General features: G+C 37.4%; 15 protein-coding genes. 4 read left to right on the top strand and 11 right to left on the bottom strand.

Annotated elements, in window-relative coordinates; genetic code table 11:
- Positions 1-30: 30 nt before the first annotated feature.
- Positions 31-2,853 carry a tetratricopeptide repeat-containing hybrid sensor histidine kinase/response regulator gene (locus tag OM33_RS19155; protein ID WP_040135980.1) on the bottom strand — a complete coding sequence of 941 codons (2,823 nt, stop codon included), beginning with the start codon at positions 2,851-2,853 and terminating at the stop codon, positions 31-33.
- 207 nt (positions 2,854-3,060) lie between these two features.
- On the opposite strand from OM33_RS19155, the gene OM33_RS19150 reads away from it, so the two are divergent.
- Entirely contained in the window at positions 3,061-5,274 is a 2,214-nt protein-coding gene (locus tag OM33_RS19150) for a DUF5916 domain-containing protein (protein ID WP_040135979.1), read from the top strand.
- Here OM33_RS19150 and OM33_RS19145 read toward each other — a convergent pair.
- Together OM33_RS19145 and OM33_RS19140 are read right to left on the bottom strand one after the other, a co-directional pair.
- Positions 5,252-6,013, bottom strand: coding sequence for a GGDEF domain-containing protein (locus tag OM33_RS19145; RefSeq protein ID WP_040135978.1), 762 nt, complete (start codon positions 6,011-6,013; stop codon positions 5,252-5,254). The genes OM33_RS19150 and OM33_RS19145 overlap by 23 nt on opposite strands.
- Positions 6,014-6,198: 185 nt before the next feature.
- On the bottom strand, positions 6,199-7,692 hold the full coding sequence (locus OM33_RS19140) for a leucyl aminopeptidase (protein WP_040135977.1): 1,494 nt from the start codon (positions 7,690-7,692) through the stop codon (positions 6,199-6,201).
- 331 nt (positions 7,693-8,023) lie between these two features.
- Between OM33_RS19140 and OM33_RS19135 the strand changes: the two genes are divergently transcribed.
- Positions 8,024-8,623 carry a hypothetical protein gene (locus OM33_RS19135; protein ID WP_040135976.1) on the top strand — a complete coding sequence of 200 codons (600 nt, stop codon included), beginning with the start codon at positions 8,024-8,026 and terminating at the stop codon, positions 8,621-8,623.
- A gap of 32 nt (positions 8,624-8,655) precedes the next feature.
- Here OM33_RS19135 and OM33_RS19130 read toward each other — a convergent pair whose 3' ends face one another.
- A complete protein-coding gene (locus tag OM33_RS19130) occupies positions 8,656-9,873 on the bottom strand; it encodes a M24 family metallopeptidase (RefSeq protein WP_040135975.1) in 1,218 nt (405 codons plus the stop codon).
- Positions 9,874-10,014: 141 nt separating this feature from the next.
- Here OM33_RS19130 and OM33_RS19125 point away from each other — a divergent pair, with 141 nt between their 5' ends.
- Positions 10,015-10,902: a cation diffusion facilitator family transporter gene (locus OM33_RS19125; protein WP_040135974.1), complete on the top strand. Its 888-nt coding sequence runs from the start codon at positions 10,015-10,017 to the stop codon at positions 10,900-10,902.
- On the opposite strand, the gene OM33_RS19120 is transcribed toward OM33_RS19125, so the two are convergent.
- The 7 genes from OM33_RS19120 to OM33_RS19090 form a co-directional block, all read right to left on the bottom strand.
- Positions 10,899-11,123 carry a hypothetical protein gene (locus OM33_RS19120; protein ID WP_040135973.1) on the bottom strand — a complete coding sequence of 75 codons (225 nt, stop codon included), beginning with the start codon at positions 11,121-11,123 and terminating at the stop codon, positions 10,899-10,901. The two genes, OM33_RS19125 and OM33_RS19120, sit on opposite strands and share 4 nt — an antisense overlap.
- A gap of 202 nt (positions 11,124-11,325) precedes the next feature.
- Positions 11,326-12,537: a S41 family peptidase gene (locus OM33_RS19115; RefSeq protein WP_199922552.1), complete on the bottom strand. Its 1,212-nt coding sequence runs from the start codon at positions 12,535-12,537 to the stop codon at positions 11,326-11,328.
- Between the two features lie 218 nt (positions 12,538-12,755).
- Entirely contained in the window at positions 12,756-13,457 is a 702-nt protein-coding gene (locus tag OM33_RS19110; RefSeq protein ID WP_040135971.1) for a hypothetical protein, read from the bottom strand.
- Between the two features lie 77 nt (positions 13,458-13,534).
- The gene (locus OM33_RS22190; RefSeq protein ID WP_052141186.1) at positions 13,535-15,346 is read right to left on the bottom strand and encodes a sensor histidine kinase; all 1,812 of its coding nucleotides are present in this window, start codon (positions 15,344-15,346) and stop codon (positions 13,535-13,537) included.
- Between the two features lie 109 nt (positions 15,347-15,455).
- Positions 15,456-16,334, bottom strand: a complete 879-nt coding sequence (locus tag OM33_RS19100; RefSeq protein ID WP_040135970.1) for an HDOD domain-containing protein — start codon at positions 16,332-16,334, stop codon at positions 15,456-15,458.
- A 79-nt stretch (positions 16,335-16,413) separates the two neighbouring features.
- The gene (locus OM33_RS19095; RefSeq protein WP_040135969.1) at positions 16,414-17,037 is read right to left on the bottom strand and encodes a peroxiredoxin-like family protein; all 624 of its coding nucleotides are present in this window, start codon (positions 17,035-17,037) and stop codon (positions 16,414-16,416) included.
- 111 nt (positions 17,038-17,148) lie between these two features.
- A complete protein-coding gene (locus OM33_RS19090) occupies positions 17,149-18,192 on the bottom strand; it encodes an alkene reductase (RefSeq protein WP_040135968.1) in 1,044 nt (347 codons plus the stop codon).
- Positions 18,193-18,318: 126 nt separating this feature from the next.
- Here OM33_RS19090 and OM33_RS19085 point away from each other — a divergent pair, with 126 nt between their 5' ends.
- On the top strand, positions 18,319-18,900 hold the full coding sequence (locus tag OM33_RS19085) for a TetR/AcrR family transcriptional regulator (protein WP_040135967.1): 582 nt from the start codon (positions 18,319-18,321) through the stop codon (positions 18,898-18,900).

Raw genomic sequence — 18,900 nt, 5'->3', positions numbered from 1 at the left:
TGAAGCGTTTAATTGTTTAATCGAGCGCTTTTACTCATCTTGTGAAGACAGAGCAAAGTCTATACCCTCAAATGCTTCAGGGTATGCGTCTTTATCATTATATTTTAGCGCTTTTTCAAAATAGTCAGCAGCTTCTTCAATAGAGTGATAGTTAAACATGGCAGCGGCACCACGTAATTTATGAAGCGCGTTTTGTAGCTCATCCCAATTTTGCGCCATGTAGAGCGACTTTAATGCGGCCTTTTCATCGGCTAAACCGGCAATAAAGTTAGCTGCTAAATCACTATTATCAATTGTTGTAGCAAAATTTACAGCTTTGTGACTTCGCGTTTTACTGTCATAGCTCACGTATTTCTTCAACGTAGAGATGAAATTATCTTGTTCAATGGGTTTTTTAATGTGATCAGCAAAGCCTTGTTCTAAGTAGCTTGCCACTTCATGCTGCATGGTATTCGCGGTGATAGCTACTATAGGTTGTTTAAAACCGGATAATTTAAGCTGTTTTAATGCACCGATGCCATCGAGAATTGGCATTTGAATATCTAATAATACCAAGTCAAAGCGTCCATTCTTACATGCTTCAACTGCTTCTTTACCATTTGCAACGGCACTTACATTAAGACCTAAATGACTGAGTAAGCGAGCAATTAGTTCTCGGTTATCTTCATGATCTTCCGCGATTAACACATTCCCCTCAAAAATAGCCTTATCATCGCGCTTTAATCTATTTGTAGGTTTTGACAGTTTACTTTTCTCGACATTTAAATGAAGCGTAAATTCACTGCCTTTATTCACTTCACTGGTAACAGAAATGGAACCACTCATTAAATTCGCTAATTGCTCAGATAAACAAAGCCCTAATCCTGAACCACCAAAACGGCGTGTTATACTACTGTCACCTTGAGTAAAGCTATCGAAAATTTCTTCTAACTGTTTTTCTTCCATGCCTATACCGGTATCGATGACATTAAATCGTACACCTGTAAAGGTTTCACGCACGGATAGGGTAACGCTGCCTGTGTCGGTAAATTTAACTGCATTAGAGCACAAGTTTAATAAAATTTGTTTTAAGCGAAATTGGTCTGCTTGTATTGCAAAGTCATCATCCAAACTATTAATAATTTGAAACTCAATATTTTTTTTATGGGCCAAGGTACTAAACATGGCACTCACTTCATCGATTAAACAATTAAGGTTAAACGTACTGATATCGAGTTCTAGCTTGTTTTCTTCAATTCGGCTTATGTCTAAAATATCATTTATTAAATCAAGTAAATGTTTGCCATTATTATTAATGATGCCAAGGTCTTTATTAAAGCTGCGCATATCGTAATGACTATTACTCATGGCCTCAGAATGGCCAATAATTGCCGTGAGTGGTGTACGAATTTCATGGCTCATATTGGCAAGGAATTTTGACTTAACTAAACTTGCTTGTCTTAAATCTTCACTGGTTTGCTGTAGTTCTGCAGTGCGCTTATCAACAATTACCTCAAGTTGCTTTTTGGCTTTTCGTTCATGAGCTCGACGCTGTGCTGCAACAATTAATAAAACGGTCAAAAGCCCCGCAACAATAAAGAAGATCCTCTGTTGTTTTGATTTCTCTATTGCTAGGTCTTGAATTTGTTTTTGTTTTTCCAATTGTGATACACGATCTTGTAAATCAGTTCGTTCATCTTTGGCTTGTTCTTTCGCCAACAACTCTTTCATACGTTGTTGTTTGATTTCATTATTTAACAGGTATTGTTGTTCACGCAGCGCATATGCTTTTTCAATTAAATTATTAGCGCCATAGATAATAAGTGCTTGGGAATAGGCCTTTTGTAATTGATGTTTGTTATTAAAACGTTTTGCAATATCAATCGCTTTATTGATTTGGGTTAACGCTATATCAGGCTCATTCAAAACAACAGCAACACGAGAGCGGTGATAAGCAATACTAAAATTTAATGTTGGGTTATTGAGCGGGGCGCTTATATTGGCGGCTTCCACGATATGCACACGGGCTTGATGATAATTACTCAGCCAAATATGACTATCAGCGAGGTTTAATTCTACAGAGGCGAGTTGATAATTGTCGTCTTGATTTAGAAGCAATTGTTTCGCTGAATTAAGATGTGAAACGGCTTCTTTATGTTGACCTACTGCGTTTAATGCGACCGCCAGATTACTGTGTGCAAGAATTAAAGAGTTATCATCAAGCACGTCACTGTGGTCGTTAATTAACGTCTGATAAAGTGAAATGGCTTCAAAATTATGGCCCAATTTAGAAAGTAATCCTGCACGATTAAGTTTAATATCTAACACATCTTGTTCTGTACCAAACTCTTCGTAACGAGGCTGTGCTTGCTGGTAGTAATCAAGTGCTCTGGCGTACTGGTTCATTTTTTCGTAGGCGAGTGCAATATTGTTTTCAAGATTAGCTGCTTTTACCTGTTCATTTTGCGACAGTTGATAGATTAAAGACTGGCTATAGTATTTTATGGCTGCTTCGGGGATATCAATATAAAAATAAATAAGTCCCATCAATCGGTGAATATCTGCTTTTTTTGCGTCGTTTTTGGTTAAAGCTAATGCTTGATTAAGAGGTGTGAGTGCTTCATTTAATTGGCCTGATTTTGCCAAGTTTGCAGCTATTAAATGTAAGACACGGGCTTGTTGTTCATCTGATAAGTTATGGTTTTGTTTTAACAGATAAAAAGCATCAATTTGTTGGGATAGCTCAGACAGCTTTTTTATTTCATTAATTTTTTCACTAAGAAAGTCATCGGTAAGGGCGGTGACCATGGCAGAGAAACAGATCAAGATTATCAAAAATACGTGATGTAATCCTTTCGTGATAGTACGTTCCATGCTTTTTTCTATTTGCTCCAAATGACAGGCAATACTGTAAGCACTCGTCCTTATAAGTTCAAGAAAATTCGTTCAAATGCATCTAAATTATTTATAGCAACAAATGTAAAAATCATTAAAAATTATGAGTTTACATTATCGCGTGTTTAGCATTAAAATTGTTAACCAGAAAATTAACAAAATTTTAAAGTTTGCTAAGGACGCACTGTGAAACTTTTGTCGTGGATTTTTGCAGCAATAGCGATGCTGTTAAGCGCTTCTCTTTATGCTCAACAAGATTACTCACTTAAACATATTCAAAAACCAATTTTACTCGATGGTATCTTAGATGAGCCTCATTGGCAGCAAGCAACGTTTATTGATTTAGCATGGGAAGTTGAACCTGTAGAAGGCATTGCAGCCAAACTAAAAACCCATGCATGGCTATATGAAGATGGCGAAAATTTATACGTTGCGTTTAAGGCATACGATGATAATCCTCAAGACATTCGCGCATCTATTCGAGACCGTGATGATTTATGGAATGACGATAACGTCATAATAATGATAGACACCTTTAATGACGAACGTACTGGCTATCAGTTTTATGTTAATGCACTTGGTGCACAAGCAGATGCACGTATGACCGATTATGGTTCTTGGCAAGAAGATCCCTCTTGGGATGCAATTTGGGACGCTAAAACGCATATAACTGATGAAGGTTATACAGTTGAAATGGTGATTCCGTTTACTGCTTTCAGATTTCCATTAACGCAAGGCAATCAAACGTGGGGTTTATCACTTTACCGTAATGTGCCGCGAGAAGTGCGTTACCAATATTCTAATGTAAAGTTTGATTATGATATTAAATGCAGCTTCTGCCAGTTTGACAAGATTACAGGTCTTAAAAATGCAAAACCTAGCAAGAATTTACAGTTAACTCCAACTTTAACAGCATCGAGAAACGATGTGAGAGACCAAAACGACGATTGGCAAAAACAAGATGATGATATTGAACTGGGCTTAGATATTCGCTATGGCATAACATCGGATGCGGTGTTAAATGCGACGATTAATCCTGATTTTTCGCAAGTGGAAGCCGATGCGGGCCAATTAGATGTAAACACTACTTTTGCGCTGTTTTACGCAGAAAAACGTCCGTTTTTTCTTGATGGTGCCGATACGTTTGAAACCGAGCTATTTAATTTTGTTCATACCCGAAATATTGCCGATCCTGATGTCGGGGCTAAAATCACTGGTAAATCGGGTGATCACACCTATGGTGTGCTGTACGCAGATGATCAACAAAGCGCGGTGATTCTGCCAGGCGATCAAGGTTCTGACTTCGCAGTAATTAAAGAAGATGCTCAGGCTGCGATTGCCAGCTATCAGCTTGATTATGGAACACGCGATAATTTAGGCGTGTTGGTTACCAGCCGACGAAGTAAAAATTATTATAACAACCTAGCTTCGTTTGATGGCGCGACTTATTTATCTGAACAAGATCAAATTAGTTATCAAGTTGCATACTCCGACACCGAAAATACCGATGAATTAGTCTCAGATTTTGCTTTAGATAAACAGCAAACCGGCCATGCACTTTCTGTAAAATATGAACGCGATACCAAAGCTTATGATCTGGTTGCATCTTATAAACAAGTCGATAAAGATTTTCGCAGCGATCTTGGTTTCATTACTAAAGCAGGTTACAACAAGAGCCTAATCGGTGCAGGATATCAATGGTATATGCCAAAAGGTGCTGCCATAACTGATTATTGGTTGAACGGTGATTTTGATATCACATATCAACAAGATGGTGATCGCCTTGAACGAGAAGTGGAAATATACGCTGGACTTGAAGCTGTATACAACATCAATACCGAAATCGGTTTTTTATCCCGCGAAGCAAAATATATCTCACGTTATTACGATGAAAAGTGGGGCAGTTTATGGTTTTCAGGCAAACCCTATGGTGATTTAAAGTTCACTTTCTATGGCCGTGTTGGTGAACGAATTGATTTTAGAAATGCAGAACTGGGCGATTCACTTTATTTCAATCCGGGAATGTCGTGGGATTACAATGACCATCTGCAATTCAAATTAGAGCACACGTATAGTGAGATGAAATTAGATGATGCACTCTCGTTTCGAGTTAACTTAACGGACTTTAGGGTTAACATGAAATTTAACATGCAAAGTATGTTGAGATTAGTTGTCCAGTATGAGGTTGGTAAGTTCGGCGAATCGCCATTAGCGGTGATCAACCCAATTAGCAAAGAGCGTGATTTTGCAACTCAGCTTATTTATTCTTACAAGATAAATGCACAAACGTTATTTTATTTAGGCTACTCAGGTAACGGGTATGCTGAAGATGACGAGCAGCACTTAAAAGCTAATGAACGTACATTTTTCACTAAATTTAGCTACGCGTGGCAACTCTAGCAAGCCGTTTTTTGTCTGATTTGCATTGATACATCGCCATATCTGCCAGATTAATAACGTGATCTGGCGATTTATCTTTTGTCATTTCGCTGTAGCCAATGCTGACGCCTACGTTAAATTTAGCTAAGTCTAACGAAAGTTCCTGCTCAACATTGTGTACTTCACTTGGAGATAACATATTTTCGAGTAACACTAAAAATTCATCTCCTCCAAGACGGTAAATATTGTTATGACCAAATCGTTCGGATAATGTGGTAGAAAATTCAACAAGAATTTTGTCTCCAGTGGCATGGCCAAACTGATCATTTGCTTGTTTAAATTTATCTAAATCAAGATACAAAATTGCAGCACATTTACCAGCATTAGTGTTTAACCTTTTAAATAGTGCTTTACGGTTTTGAACTTTTGTTAGTTCATCGTGCATTGCTGCAAATTCTAATTGGCTTTGCAGAGCAACTCTATTTTCGATTTCTGCGCTTAGTCTGGCGATTAAATTTCGTTTCTCATAAACACGTTTAAATAGTGATACACAAATTACTATAAAGCCGAGATTTTTGAATCCTGTATCAAAACGGATGAATAGGTTGTTTGCAAAAAAAGAAACACCATCGAGAACATCGAATAATTGACCGAAAATATATAGGGAAAACCCGAACAGTAATAATTTGTCTTGGTAGTGACGAAAGCAGTACAACATCACCGAGATAGATACAGTAAGCCAAAGAGTTTCTTCAGCCATGGCTCTATCAAATATGCCAATGTAATAAGCCGAGAACGAAAAAGTGAGTGTTAAAAACCAAATTAAGACATGAATTACAACCACAGAATAAAGCTCATACAGAGAGAAATTGCTTTACTGATTATGGTTCAAAATAAACAAAGTGAGAAATCCCCACTTTGCTTATTTAAATTTTTGACGAGCGATTAGTTAGATTGGTTTTCAATCCACTGCGTTAATAAACGCACGCTGTAACCCGTGCCACCTTTAGGTACTTCATCTTTGTTTTTAGAAGCTAATGCATTGCCTGCAATATCAATGTGTGCCCACTTAGTGTCACCGACGAATTGTTGTAAGAATGTTGCAGCTGTTGTTGCGCCTGGACCACCTGAGCCAATATTGGCAAAATCAGCAATAGGGCTCTTTAACATGTCCTTATAACCAAGTGGTAATCGCCATAGATTTTCATTAACTTGTTTACCAGCAACTGTTAATGACTCAACCAGTGCATCATCATCAGAAAAAACAGCGGCATAACGATTTCCAACAGCGCGAACCTTAGAACCCGTTAAAGTAGCGATGTCCACCATTACTTTTGGTGTGTATTCAGTTCGGGCATACCAAAGTGCATCAGATAGCACTAATCGACCTTCTGCATCAGTGTTTAAAATTTCAACAGAGTGACCTGCAGCTGTACGAACAACATCGCCAGGTGCAACCGAGGTTTCAGATACCATGTTGGCCGCCATGCCCATTACTGCAACAACATTGACCTTTGCTTCGTTTAGGGCAAGTGCTTTGACGGTACCAAGTGCAGCTGCAGCGCCAGCCATATCCGATTTCATACGAGCAATTGAAGAACCTGTTTTGATGCTGTAACCACCAGAATCAAACGTAATGCCTTTACCAACAAGGGCGATTGGCGCGTCATCACTGCCTTTATAATGGGCAATAACTAATCGTGAGCCTTGACTACTGCCACGACCTACCGCTTCTAGTGCACCCATACCCAGTTTTTTCATTTCTTTAGGCGTTAAAATTGACACTTTTACACCAAGTTTCTTCAATTTCTTAGCTTCATTAGCAAAATCGACAGGCGTCATTTCTGTTGCAACTTCAGAAGTTAGATCGCGGGCTAAAAATACCCCTTTTTCAATATTTGCATAGTGCTGATAGTGCGTTTGTGCTTCTTTTGTTTGCTTAGTAATGAAGGTGTAAGATTTTTCGTCACGCTTTTCTTTTTGATATTTATCAAAGCGGTAAGCGCGAAGGCTAATTCCGTGAGCGAGCAGAGCAACATCGTTGCTGTCAAATGATGGCGCATCAACGGTAATGTTCTCAATGTATTTCTTTTCTAACATGCCAGAAAGTTGACCACCAAGCTTGGTTAATTCAGCTTGCTCAAGCGACTCATCTTCACCTAATCCAATTACGATAACGCGTTTATAGATGCTGTTTTGCGGCGCTAAAACTTCAAGTTTGCTCGCAAATTTCCCTGTAAATTCATTTGCTTCAATGGCCTCAGCGAGTTGAGCAGAGAATGGGTAGTTTGTAAATGTGTCGTTACTTTGTTTTTGGTGTTTGAATACCACTAGGGTATCTGCGTCAGATGTTTTGTTGGCAGAGAAAGTAAATTGTTCTGCTGCAACAGGCATGGCAATGGTAGCTGATAGTGCAAGGGTGATTAAAGACTTTTTCATGATATGTCCTTCAAATATAGATTTTGGGCTTGTTTACATGATTTAAGTTTAAAAGTTAATTGATTAACGACTAATAACAAAATACTGAGGTGAAATTCAAAAATTGGGTGTTCCAATAGCTATTGTTTCAGGAACTGTCAAATAAATATGACAAAAAAACGTTAATTTTGTTGGTTAAATGCACAAAAATGAAGTGCAAACATTGAGTTAAGTCAAGATTTTAGGTAAAGTTTGTAATACTTTTTGGGGACATTTGATTCATTAAGCCTGTAGTTCCTGTAAAAAAATAACAATAGATCATGGCTTGTAAAAATCGAATAAGGCATTTGCAATGGAATTATCACAAGAAGAACTCGAGTTTTTTTCCGGTATGTTTGCGGATAAACCACTGCCAGACGATACATTGCAAACTGGTCATGCGCTGAGTGTTAAATCAGATATTCCTTCTAGTTTGTACCAAGTTTTTGAGCAATCTAAATTAACCTTGCTAGCTGAAATTAGCCACTATCAGTTGTGGTTTCCACTTGAAATGACGATTGAAGATGGTGAATTTAAACCCTTGTTAGGGACCCCAGAAATTGTCGATATTCAAAATGGTGAAAGAAGTTGGCGTGGTGGTGAATTTGCTGACGTTGCGCTAAAAGATCAAAAAGGTAAAAACCACGATTTATTATCGCTATCAAGTACCGGAATTGCCTTTCGCGTGAGCGATAGACGAAGCCTTAAACGCATCTTAAATGAAAAGTCACTTAGCATTAACCTACCTAATGATGAGGAAGTGGCTTTAGAGTTTGAGACTGTTCGTGTTGAGCGTGATTTAGTTGCTGCAAAAATTGCCAAAGTTCAAAGAGGGCGTGACCGACTTCGTAAGTTTTTATTTAACTTACATCGAAGTGAACACCAAAATTTGTACCAAGGTTTACAATCGTAAAAAAGCCGCAAATTTGCGGCTTTTTTAATAACTTAATCTACTGCTAGGGCAAATGGGTCGTCGATACTATGAGACGGTTCGGTAAACCATTTCGGCCCATCAGAGTCCATATAAAAATGATCTTCAAGTCTTACACCAAATTGGCCAGGTATCACTAACATCGGTTCGTTGCTGAACACCATGCCTTTAGCAAGCGGGGTTGTGTCACCTTTAACTAAGTAAGGTGATTCGTGAATATCCATACCACAACCATGACCCGTTCGATGAGGTAAACCAGGTAATTGATATTCTGGACCAAAGCCAGCGGCTTCTAAAACAACACGGGCTGCAGCGTCAGTTACTTCACATGGTGCGCCAATTTTTGCCGCGTTAAATGCCGCAATTTGCGCCTCTTTTTCTACTTGCCACGCATCTCGTTGGGCTTGTGTTGCCTCGCCAAAAGCATAGGTTCTAGTGATATCAGAATGGTATCCTTCAACAATACACCCCGTATCAATTAATACCCAGTCATTTTCTTTAAGTACTTGTGGGTCTTTAACACCATGTGGGAAAGAAGTAGCTAAACCAAACAACACAATACAAAAAGAAGAACCTGATGCGCCCACTTTTTTATGTGCTTGGTTAATAAATGCTTCTACTTCTTTTGTTGTGATACCAGGTTTTAGAATACTGGCAGCCGCTTTGTGAACTTCTAATGTCATGTTTTTTGCAGTTTGCATTAATGCAATTTCAGCTGGAGACTTACATTCTCGACAGGGAGCTGTTATAACGTCAGCATTAACAATCTGTAAATCTTGATTCGCTTTAATTATGCCATCCACTAAAAAGAACCCAGCACTTGGGTCAACTGCGAATTTACCTTCTGTGATATTGAGTTTAGTTAAAACATCACCAAGAAGTTGGTAAGGACTTTGGTGTTCATGCCAACCATAAAACTCCCCCGGGATTTTCATATAATCATTGAGAGAGCCTTGTTCAAAGTGAGGGGCTATGTAACAGAGTTCGCCATCTGCAGGTAAAATTGCGCCAACTAAACGCTCACTTTTATACCACTTTAACCCTGTAAAGTAGGTTAAATTTGTACCAGCATCGATATACATTGCTGCAATGCCGTGTTGTTGCATTAAATCTTGTGCTTTTTGTAAACGCGTTTTAAGTTCATCGTTTGAAATTGGGGTTACATTACTCGTCATATTTTCAAGCTTGGCTAAAGCTTGGTCTATTGTGCTGCCACCGACGCCTATTGTCATGGTTAAACTCTCTTTATTGTATGCAATATGCAAAATTTATCACTTTATTTTACTATTTAGAAGTGATTAAAGTGATTTTGTCGAAACTAGACTGTATAATTGAAACGGTATAACATTTTAATTTCTTGTGTTTTTCCCTTCATGACAGACATCACCACTCACAAAACAGCAAGACGCCGCTTGTTATTAGCGCTTGCGATTACTAGCACATTTATGGTGATTCAATTTATCGCATCATTTTATGCTAATTCTATGGCTGTACTGGCTGATGCCGGCCACCTCTTTGTCCATAATAGTTCCCTTGTTGTTGCCTTAATAGCGTCGAGCATCGCGATTCATTTGGCTAAAAATTACAACACAGGATACAAAAAGGCAGAACTTATTGGTGGTTTATTGAACGGCCTTTTTTATTTGGCAATAGCTGCAACAATTATCTTTGCCAGTACCAGCAAACTTTTAAATCATGAAAATCATAGTCATGAAGTCGATACATTTTTAATGACAGCTGTTTCTGGGGTAGGTTTCTTATTCCATGCTGCTTCAGCGTATATTCTTTATCAGGGTCGTAAAGAAAGTGTGAATGTATATGCTGTCTTCTTACACAGCTTCTTAGATCTTTTATCTACCGTACTGACCTTTTTTGCCGGCATTGTAATTTACTTCACCGGGTGGGTAGATATTGATATTTTCTCAAGTATTTTTATTGCGGGTTTTGTTCTAATCACGGGTTTTCGAGTGATTAAAAAGTGCATTGAAGGATTAATTGATTCTGATAATGCCTTACCTGACGCCACTAAAATTGAATCACGCCTTTCTCAGCTAGAACATATTAGCAGTGTGCATAATGTGACCGTTGATAAACAGGGGAATAAAGCAATTGTTGGCGCACACATTGTACTTAAACCAAGTTGTACTAAAGAAATGCATCATGAATTATGTCAGTTAGCAGTTGAAACATGTTTACTAAATGAGTTTTTAGTTAAAGAGAGCGTGCTACAAATCGAAGCACACAAATGCCAACATTGCTAACGCACGGGTAGATTGTTTGCAGATTCAACTTCGCCATCTTCATGAACGATTGCAATATTGCCATCGAGCATGAGTACTGCAAGTTTCTCTGCATGTTCAGCTCTTACAAAAGCTAAATCATAGCCGTAACTGAAAAGATCCATTACGGCTACTTTTTGTAACGGAGTTAATTGGCTTTGGTGCTCATTAAATTTCGGCTGTTTAACTCTGCGTTCTAACATACTAAACTCCTGTAATAGAGGTCTATAGAGTTTAGTTCAAAAGGGCTTTTTTGCGAGTAACAACTTGGCATTTAAAGCCCTAACTAAGAGTGCTTAGACGGCTTTTAAGCGAGTATTTTGTATCTGAGAAAATTAACAAATTATAAGCAAGCCAATTTCGCTTTATTATCAAAGTCATTTTCATTTTTTACTAAAAACCCATCTAGAAAGCAGTTAATGATTTGAGGTAGTTTATCGCCTCACTTAATGCTGGGTCTTGGCCATCTTTTCCTGTGTCTGTGGGGATTACCAATGTGTCTGGAATGAAATCTTCTCGAAAGGTCTTATCAACATGATAAAGGCGCTCAAATGGCAGCTCTAACCAGCTTTTGCTTTGGAGTAATTTAACTGTTTTGATGCCGCCTAACAAGTCAGCTAATGGGGCTCCAATTATCGCTTTTGCACCAATAGCATCGAGACCTATTGTCATGCCTTCACCCATACTGCCGGTCCAACGTCCTGCTAGTACAACAAAAGGCTTGGCATAGTGTGGTTTTGAAGGTGTTATGTATGCAGTTTGAAGTACTGCTTGCGAATAAGGTGTAGTTTTGGTTTGTACTCTGAATTTTTGATAGGGAGTTTTGGTTTTTACAAAGTGTCCTAAAATTGGTTCAGCAACCCCAGTATTGCCGCCACTTGGTGTATTTCTTAAATCAATTATTAGAGCGCGAGTAGGCTGTAATGCGGTAATTGCTTTGACAAAGGTTTGTGCAGTTCGGTTGTCTCCTAATGAATTATGAAAACGTATGTAGCCGATACCATCGAAATTATCATAACTTAAAGTCGGGCCTTGTTTTAATGTATTAATTGCATCATAACTTGCAGCCAGACGAATCTCTTTAAGTTGGCCTTTATGGGCAAAAGTGATAGTTCTCTCTTGTTTACGATTACCGCCAAGTAGCACATTAAGGCCATATTCGATTTCTTGAGTATTGAGTTGATTGAAGGGTTGTGCAAAGAAAGCAGCAAGTAATGTTTTAATCTTACGATTGTTAATTTTTTTGATCTCTGAACCAATAGCAATGTTTGCGTTCTGAGCGGCTGAGCCTGATTTTATATCTTCAACAATAAACGTATCATTTTGATAAACGGCACGAATATCAGAACCTGTTGGGAACACGCTGTAATCATCTTGATCATAAGGACCCAAATTGAGATGGGGGTCAAGGAAATTACGAGCTAACTGTTGGCTAACGTCTCTAAAGGCTTTTTCGTTAGACGTATTCAGTGCTAAAGCTTCAAACTCCTTTAGTAATGCACTGGCATTTTCATGTTTATCAAGATATGCATATTGGGTTACTAAGATTGTTTCTAATTCACGCCATGCTTTTTTAGCTTCAAAACTTTCAGTCGCAGAAATTGAAAAATTTTGCATGCAAGCGACAAAAGTAATGACTTGATAAATTTTTACTTGGTTGTTTAAAAAGCACTTTAACATAATAATTTTTCAATCCTTGAGAAGAAAACGGTGAGTGTGTACAGCCAATTAACTAGAAGAACCAGAATACACAGAAATTAATCGTTAGTTTTATTTATAAAAATGTAATCAGTGAAACTTAACATATTTGCTTTAAATCTCTAAATACAAAGCAATTAATTTGAGGCCATTGCATTAACCTCATTAATAGACACGCCATAATAGCTTGCAAGCAAAAGTGATTTTTGTGTCAGATATTGCTGACTTAGCTCAAAATCAGCTGCTTGTTTTTTGAAACGGTAAACAGCAACTTTTAAGTTATTACTGTTAACAGTCCGTTGAGATTGTTCTATCTCTATTAATGCCATAAATGCGGTAAGCTCGTGATCGGGTAATACTATGCCTTGAATATTTAAATGGAGGTAACTTTCAATAGGTGTGAGGTTATTTGATTCGGTTTGAGTTAATGCTTTTGGTAAAAATAAATTACGTTCAAACAACAATAACGAGCGTAAATAGTTAAAGGGCACACAATTCTTTTCACCTCTTGCTACAAACAGATAATGTAATACATTGCGTTCTTTTGTGTCTTGAAGTGCAAAATTATTCTGGGATTGCAATAAAGGGGTAAAAAAAGAGATTAACTCAATGTTTTTAATGTGTGAAATCAACGCTGAAGGCATCGTATTATCAGCGCACAATTTGGTACAAAGTAATTGAAAATATTCAGCACTATCGTCATTTTTACGACTTTGTAATGCTAAAAACAGCAATAAATTAGTTTGCATTGTTTCAGCTTGCGCTTGAAAAAAACTCTCAAGTTTTTCCAAATCACGTTGTTTCAATAAACTTATAAATTGACTAAGCGCTTGTTCCATATATTTAAAGTTATTGATAATAAATGCTGCTAATTATCATAACGCGTTATGCGCTTATTTTCTTCAAAATAAAGAGATCATTCTTCAAATTTAAGGCTGTAGTCAATTTCATCAAAATGTAAATAAATACAAACGCCATCGCCTTCAATACTTTGAAACTCAATTTCACCGTTAAGTCGTTGAGTAACTAAGTTATATACAATACTTAAACCAAGACCTGTGCCACCTTTTGCACGTTTTGTCGTAACAAAGGGTTCAAATACTTTATCGATTAATTCTTCTTTTACCCCACGACCGTCATCAATATACCGAAAGTGCAGACTGCCACTGACCATTCTTGCTACAATTTCAATGTTTAGCTTGCTGTCGGGTTTAGTACCATGGCGCAAACTATTAATGATTAAAATTGTAAATATTTGATTGAAAGCACCCAAATAGCTTTTAACGACCAAGCCTTTTGTCGCTTCAATCGTGAAGTTAACATCATATTTGTCGAGTTCGTGTTTTAAACTATCAAATAAATTCGTTAAAAAACGCTCAACATTAAATTCAACTAATTCATCATATTCTTGATGGGAAGCAACTTGTTTAAAACTATTAATCAGGCTTGCAGACCGATTTAAGTTTGACTCCATTAAGGCCAAGCAGTTTTCTGCATCACCTAACATCTGCTGAAGGGTATTTTTTTGTAGTTTACCTTGTGTAAATGCTTCTTTTAAATGTGTTACTTGCTCTCGTAAATGTGATTCACTGGTTATTGCTATTCCTAGAGGCGTATTTAATTCATGTGCAAACCCTTTGACCATGGAGCCAAGGCTTGCCATCTTTGCATCTTCAATTAAGCGTTTCTGAGCTAAGTTTAATCGATTTATCAACTCCTCAATATGCTTGAGTAAGGTATCGATATTTGTTGCTAAATCAGTAACTTCATCATCGCCGCGTAATTGCGTTCGCATCGAGAAATCATCAGACTGACATACCTCTTTAATGAAGCTATTGAGCTTAAATAAACCATAACTAATACGTTTATTAATAAAGAATGAAGCGGCTAGGCTGAAAAAAAGCAGTAAAAAAGTAATGCTAAAAGTAATTAATAAAGTTTGTTTACTGTTATCGACTGATTGCTTATTTAAATACAGAGATAGGTTGGTGAAACGTTCGTTAATAACCTGAGCTAATAGTTTATTTTTACCGGCAAGTCCTTGGGAAGAGGAGTAGCCCATTTGTTCTAAGTAAGCAGTGTATTGCGTGAAATTAATACCGTATTCTTTTAAATGACCGAGTAATTTTGTTTTTGATGGATGATTAATGCTTTTTAAGTAGACTTTAAGCTGAATCATATTGTCTTTATGTAATTCTAGGTATTTCGTTTTCCAGCGTAAGAGATAATCTTTTTCCCGTCTTCTTAATTCTAAAATCATGACTTCTAATTGCTTATCATTAATCTCTTGGCTTACGTCTTGAATTGCATGAATGGACTTTCGAAACTCGCCTCTGATCCCCTGGTCTTCATCAAAACCAAGTTTCTTTTGAATAGCGATTTGAAGGCGTAGATTTTGTTCAAAATGACGTATTGATTCTTGGATCTGAATGAGTAAACGCGTGACGATTTCATTGCCTTTAACTAATTGACTTAGTTCGAAATGTTGTTGCGAAAAATCGGCAAATTGTTCAGTCGCCCATTCCTCCATTTGTTCATCACGGTCTAAAGTGAATTCGTGTTGTAAATTTAAAGTATCGTTTAGTATTTGTTTGTAACCATTAAGGTTTTGTGTGACTTGATAGTCAGAGCTAACATTACTGTAAATTAAAATGCCTGAAGCTAAAACAACTAAAAAACTGACTAAAACGGCTACTTGTGAACTGATAAACGCTGATTTTAATTTCATAAGGAATGATTTTAAGAGTGTTTTTTAAAGTGTAGGCCAAAATATCTAGCTGTAAACTCAACTAGTTAACCTGTCGGCAAGATTAAAAAAGGGACGGGAGTTTCAGCACTTATATCGAAAGCAGTTTATATTTCTGATCTGCTATGGTAATTGCTTCAGGTAATTGCGCTAGTAATTTATCAAAGTCGGTATATTGTGCTTGCCAACTTAAAAGAATCTCGTTTTTACAAATATAAGATTGAATCTGTTCAATCACGAGTTCATTTGCTTGGCAATAAGATGCTGTGACTAAGTCGCAAAACTGCACGCGACGTATTGTTTCAACTAAGGGTATAAATTGTTTGAATTTTTCAGGTAATTCATCATGATGATGAAAGTAAATAATCTCTGGGATAGGGCTTGGTATTTGCCAAAATTTGCAGACTTTTGCACCATTAAATGCGTGTTTTCGTAACAGGTAAGCGACAGGATGTTTTTTATAAGGTTGGGGTAAATACCACGATAAATCTGTTTCGTTGTTGAGGTGTTTTTCATATTGTTTATGATTTAGTGTTACTTCAATATCATGTAATAGTCCCACCAAGTAAGCCATATCTGCCGTTATTACACTTCTTAAAAGGACATCATAAGTAGTTTTAAGTAACTCTGCGGATATAAGTGCATGACGCCAAAGTTGCTTTTCAAAATGACTGGTTGGGACAAATACTTTTGTGAGTGCAACTAAATTAATTAAGTTAAACACTTCTTTACTGCCCATCCTGACAATCGCGTCTTTAATACTGCGAATGGGTTTAACACTTGCGTGTTTTGCGGTATTGCTTAGTTGAATTATTTTAAGTGCCAGTGGTGGATCACGTTCCGCAAGCTTTTCAATCTTGGTGAAGTAATCATTATCATCCAGTGGAATACTCATTAATTCAACGAGTATGGTAGGTAAGATTGGCAAATCGCATGCAGTATTATTCGCATTTGTTTGGCTTTGGGCCATTCACAATTCCATTCGCTTAGAACAATTCAATTTGCCAATAAGTATAGTTAACCTTTAATTAAGATGATGAATAAAAATTCTATTGATAAGTTTCAGCCGCTTTTAACAGTACTTGTTCATGTAATCGCACTTTAAAATTAGGGTTTACATAACTAAATTGCACTAACCCCTTTTCATCAATAAGGTAGATAGCAGGCACAGGCAAAACTAAGCGTTGTTCACCAGCCTTATTTTTTTTAAGTGGATTAGTCAACTTTAAACGTTTTAGATAACGTTTTGTTGTGGCTTCATCAGTGAAAAAAGCAAGTCCAAATGCCTGGCTAAGCTCGCTGTTATAATCTGAAAGAAGGTCATATTGTAACGCCATTTTATCAATACTTTTCTGAAGATCTTCAGGTGCATCAGTAGAAATACCCACCAATTTATAGCCTAACGTTTTTAATGTTGGCTCAATTTTCTTTAACTGACCCATTTGTGTGTTACAAAATGGACACCATCCACCTCTATAGAAAAATAGAATTGTTTTTTGATTGTCTAGGTAAGATGAAAGCGATTCTTGCGAACCGTTAATCTTCGTTACATTGACTTTTGGTAAATATTGCCCGTTAAGTAAAGGGGAAACAGAATCACTGGATTCAGCAATTGGTTTAGCTAAGATTAGGGTTGAAAAAAGAAATAAAAAGCATGTTAAAAAATAGCGCATTTTAAAGTTCCGATTATTAATGTTACAGACAAGACCCAACAAGCTCGAATTTTATTTCAAATCATTTTTAAAAATACAAAGGCCTGTACTTCAGGCCTTTTTTAAATACGATTATATTAATTCTTTTAGCATGTCATCGTTATAGCTTACGAGTTCATCACCTTGTTGTACTTTCGAAATGTAATCCGGATTCGCGATAAATGGACGACCAATGGCGAGTAAATCAAAACGATTTTGGTTAATGGCTGCTAGCCCTGTGTCAGCGCTAAATCCACCTACACCTACTAATGTATGCGGATAGTTTTTGCGAACGTAATCAGAAACACGGCCATCAAGGTAGTCAAACTCAAGCGAATCATCAAATACACCAATATGCAAATAAGCTAAATGTCTATCAGATAACTCAGATAACAAATAATCAAAAACTTTTCTATCGCGCGCATCAGGTAACACATTAAAATATGCGCCGGGTGAAATGCGTAAGGCTGTACGATTGGCGCCAATACGTTCACTAACTGCATCCAAAACAGAGAGTGCAAAGCGAGACATATTCTCAGGGTTGCCTCCATATTCATCATCTCGATGGTTGCTGTCGTAGTGTAAAAACTGGTCTATCAAATAGCCATTGGCACCATGGATTTCAACACCATCAAATCCTGCATCAATTGCATTGCTGGCTGCCTGAGCATAGTCTTTTACTAATTGTTCTATTTGGCAAACAGATAGTGGTGTTGGTGTAATGTATTCAAGTTCGCGCATGCGTGGCACAGTGCCTTCAACCTTTAATGCGCTAGGTGCGAGCACAGTATCGCCATTATAAAAATGCGGGTGCGCAACACGTCCTGTATGCCAAAGTTGCAGAAATATCTTACCACCCTTGTTATGAACAGCATGTGTAACACGCTGCCAACCTTGGATCTGTTCTGCTGTAAAAATTCCCGGTGTATTGGGGTAGCCTTGGCCATCCGCACGAATAATGGTTGCTTCTGAAATAATTAGTCCAGCATCCGCTCGTTTTGCATAGTAGTCCGCCATTTGTTGTGTGGGAACAAGGTCATCATCCGCCATGCAGCGTGTTAATGGTGCCATTAAAATACGATTACTTAGGGTTATATCACTATTTAGTGACACGTTTTCAAAAAGTGATTTAGTCATCATAAACTCTTTGGGTTAATTTGAATGCTTATTCAAGTTAACTATTTTTGAACAAACGTTCAAGTTCTATTTTGAACAAATATTCAATTTAGGTTATATTCAATACTCATTTTTATGAGGTACCTGATGAGAAGCGCTGAATTTGACCGTGAGTTTGTATTAAGAGCTGCTATGAAAGCCTTTATGCATAAAGGCTTTAACAAAACGAGTATGCAAGATTTAAAATCAGCTACCGGACTGCACCCGGGTTCAATTTACTGTGCTTTTGATAATAAAAAAGGGTTATTACTCGCTGCAATAGAGCAATATAACAAAGACAGTAGTGCGTGTTTCAGTGCATTTTTTGACAAGGCGGCTTCGCCATTAGCGGGTTTAATAGATTACCTTAATTATATTGTTGAACAATGTATTAGCTGTGAGCCGGAGGCTTCTTGTTTGTTACAAAAAGCGTTAAATGAACTTGCAGAACAAGATAACGATGTCCAGAAGTTAGTCAGCGAACAACTTAATCGTTGGCAATCAGGTCTTGAAGCCGTTATAGCATTAGCACAAAAGCAAGGTGAAATCTCTGGTGAACGCGATGCAAAATGCAGAGCGCGTTCTTTGGTGATGAGTATTTATGGATTGCGTACCTATGGATATACTCACCCTGAAGCAGATGATTTACGTGCATTAGCGAAACAGGTCCTTAAGGATATTTCGGTTTAA

The sequence above is a fragment of the Pseudoalteromonas piratica genome (genome assembly GCF_000788395.1).
Lineage (GTDB): Bacteria > Pseudomonadota > Gammaproteobacteria > Enterobacterales > Alteromonadaceae > Pseudoalteromonas > Pseudoalteromonas piratica.
This window is presented reverse-complemented; position numbering and strand designations above follow the sequence as displayed.

What these genes read in the sequence shown, in the direction of transcription:
- OM33_RS19155 (WP_040135980.1), bottom strand. Translation starts at nt 2,853, where the DNA reads ATGGAACGTACTATCACGAAAGGATTACATCACGTATTTTTGATAATC.
- OM33_RS19145 (WP_040135978.1), bottom strand. Translation starts at nt 6,013, where the DNA reads ATGGCTGAAGAAACTCTTTGGCTTACTGTATCTATCTCGGTGATGTTG.
- OM33_RS19140 (WP_040135977.1), bottom strand. Translation starts at nt 7,692, where the DNA reads ATGAAAAAGTCTTTAATCACCCTTGCACTATCAGCTACCATTGCCATG.
- OM33_RS19135 (WP_040135976.1), top strand. Translation starts at nt 8,024, where the DNA reads ATGGAATTATCACAAGAAGAACTCGAGTTTTTTTCCGGTATGTTTGCG.
- OM33_RS19130 (WP_040135975.1), bottom strand. Translation starts at nt 9,873, where the DNA reads ATGACAATAGGCGTCGGTGGCAGCACAATAGACCAAGCTTTAGCCAAG.
- OM33_RS19125 (WP_040135974.1), top strand. Translation starts at nt 10,015, where the DNA reads ATGACAGACATCACCACTCACAAAACAGCAAGACGCCGCTTGTTATTA.
- OM33_RS19120 (WP_040135973.1), bottom strand. Translation starts at nt 11,123, where the DNA reads ATGTTAGAACGCAGAGTTAAACAGCCGAAATTTAATGAGCACCAAAGC.
- OM33_RS19115 (WP_199922552.1), bottom strand. Translation starts at nt 12,537, where the DNA reads ATGCAAAATTTTTCAATTTCTGCGACTGAAAGTTTTGAAGCTAAAAAA.
- OM33_RS19110 (WP_040135971.1), bottom strand. Translation starts at nt 13,457, where the DNA reads ATGGAACAAGCGCTTAGTCAATTTATAAGTTTATTGAAACAACGTGAT.
- OM33_RS22190 (WP_052141186.1), bottom strand. Translation starts at nt 15,346, where the DNA reads ATGAAATTAAAATCAGCGTTTATCAGTTCACAAGTAGCCGTTTTAGTC.
- OM33_RS19100 (WP_040135970.1), bottom strand. Translation starts at nt 16,334, where the DNA reads ATGGCCCAAAGCCAAACAAATGCGAATAATACTGCATGCGATTTGCCA.
- OM33_RS19095 (WP_040135969.1), bottom strand. Translation starts at nt 17,037, where the DNA reads ATGCGCTATTTTTTAACATGCTTTTTATTTCTTTTTTCAACCCTAATC.
- OM33_RS19090 (WP_040135968.1), bottom strand. Translation starts at nt 18,192, where the DNA reads ATGACTAAATCACTTTTTGAAAACGTGTCACTAAATAGTGATATAACC.
- OM33_RS19085 (WP_040135967.1), top strand. Translation starts at nt 18,319, where the DNA reads ATGAGAAGCGCTGAATTTGACCGTGAGTTTGTATTAAGAGCTGCTATG.